Origin of the sequence: Novosphingobium sp. AAP1 (assembly GCF_001295765.1) — a bacterium.
In the GTDB taxonomy this organism is placed as follows: Bacteria; Pseudomonadota; Alphaproteobacteria; order Sphingomonadales; family Sphingomonadaceae; genus Novosphingobium; species Novosphingobium capsulatum.
The window spans coordinates 1-1,773 of record NZ_LJHO01000043.1; the positions used below are offsets into that span (position 1 = coordinate 1).

The window sequence follows — 1,773 nt, forward strand, 5'->3', positions numbered from 1 at the left end:
CATGTTCGTGATAGGAGGACGGGGCGATTGCCAGTTCACGGCAGATCGGCTCGATACCCAGATCCTCGCGATGGGCGTCGATGAACGCCATCATCATCTCTCGCGGCGGTCGAGCTCCGCCATGGCAAAATATGCTGACGCCTTGCGCAGGATTTCATTGGCCCGGCGCAGTTCCTTCACCTCGCGCTCCAGCAGCTTAAGCCTGGCCTTGTCATCGCCCGCCAGCGCCGCTGGTGCCGTTCGTCGGCTCGCCTCCTCACGGCACCAGCGGCGCAGCGTCTCGGCCGTGCATCCGATCTTGCCGGCGATCGAGGTCATCGCCTCCCACTCCGAGCCATAATCGGCGCGATGCTCGCCAACCATACGCACAGCGCGATCACGCACCTCAGGCGAAAATTTGTTCCGGGTTTTGCTCATCACGAATGCTCCTTCTCACAAATAGGAGCCTCCGGAAAACCCGGGACGCTTCACACGTAGCGCGTCTACGCGGTCCACGCCTCGTCGATCAGTATTTCACCGGCGGTGCTTCGCTGGACAACACACAGCGTCCGCTTAAAACCTTTGACGGCCGTATGGTCGGTGAAAATGACGGTGCCTGAAACAGAGCCGTTGGAAGCGCGGATTTCGTAGGTTTCAACGTCCGTTTCCTGCATGAAGCCGGTGGATTTCGAGTGCAGGAGTTTGAGTGTATCCCCCTCAGCTAGCTTGAGGCGATCCCGCCAATCCGACATCATGTTGTTCCGTTTTCGATGATTGCCCTGCCGCTCTATCGTCGATGGTCGTTCAAGCGATATTGACGCCGCAATAGCGGCCGTCCAGGCCCCTGAGTTCGTGTGCCGGAAGCGGTCGTTTGTTTATCGATGTCGCTGGCCCCAGGAATGGCCTGGGTTGGTGGCGGAACTGACGTTCCAGCATTGATGAGCAATCGGTGGTTATTGGGTCGACTGCCTGCGACCTCCTACGGGGGTAAAGGCTGGGGGAGCGGAACGGCGAATTCCCATTGGCGGTGGTCGCGAAGCGGCCTAGACTGAGCTGGTAGAGGTTGAATCAATTGACGACGGGCATTCGCACTGGCGGGCGGTATCTCATCGACGGGTATCCCGCTACCGTAGTCGGCATTGTTGCCGACCGTCAGTTTGACGCGGAATACCCTGCGGATGAATGGGCGGATGTTCTCGGAACGGGCATCCTTGTTAGGGATGATCAAGCGGGACTGATACATTATCCCGACCTCGTAGACATCCGCATCGAACCCCTATGACGGCAGATGGTGGGAAGCTGCCACTACCGCCCCACAAGAACAGCCTCTGCAGCTTCGCCGCTCATCAAGAGTTTAATGCCAGCGCGGAAGGCGTCGAGGTCTGGGTAGTTGGTGAGGAACCTACCCCGCACGCGGTTTTGAGGTTCATAATCGTCAGCGATCTCGAATCGAACCAGTAGATCGCCGCGTCTGTTGGCCGGAGCGATCTCAAGGCGCAGAACAAGGTCGTCACCTTCCTGCATGTTGAAGCCCCACTGGACAGCGATTGGCTTTTCCGCAGTGATCGGAAACGCGTCTAGCGCCTCACCGAACTCCTTCACGTCCTGCCATTGAACCCAAAAGCCTCCCTCGCCAGAAAAGCGTTCGGTTTCGACGGCGACAGACAAACGGCCGAAGTCGTCCCTCGGCTTGTTAGCATCGAAGAAGCTTGAATCGTATTGGTATTGGAGGGTCAGCCTGCTCATGTTTTCTTAGTCGCAGGCTAACCCGTCTTATTCATGAGGTCGCTGTTC

Annotated in this window: 2 protein-coding genes, 1 pseudogene and 1 other annotated feature; all 3 genes and pseudogenes read right to left on the bottom strand. The window is 58.0% G+C overall.

Annotated features, from left to right (window positions below):
* Window positions 1-417 (bottom strand): annotated as a pseudogene (locus tag IP65_RS20645) (transposase); the annotation flags it as partial.
* Window positions 22-136: a sequence feature (AL1L pseudoknot), on the bottom strand. It overlaps the preceding pseudogene by 115 nt.
* Window positions 418-482: 65 nt before the next feature.
* On the bottom strand, window positions 483-734 hold the full coding sequence (locus tag IP65_RS20650) for a hypothetical protein (protein WP_054132912.1): 252 nt from the start codon (window positions 732-734) through the stop codon (window positions 483-485).
* Between the two features lie 550 nt (window positions 735-1,284).
* Window positions 1,285-1,725 (bottom strand): hypothetical protein, encoded by a 441-nt coding sequence (locus tag IP65_RS20655; RefSeq protein WP_054132913.1) that lies wholly within the window; start codon window positions 1,723-1,725, stop codon window positions 1,285-1,287.
* Window positions 1,726-1,773 lie beyond the last annotated feature (48 nt).

Coding starts and splice junctions, on each gene's coding strand:
- IP65_RS20655 (WP_054132913.1), bottom strand. CDS start 1,725: ATGAGCAGGCTGACCCTCCAATACCAATACGATTCAAGCTTCTTCGAT.
- IP65_RS20650 (WP_054132912.1), bottom strand. CDS start 734: ATGATGTCGGATTGGCGGGATCGCCTCAAGCTAGCTGAGGGGGATACA.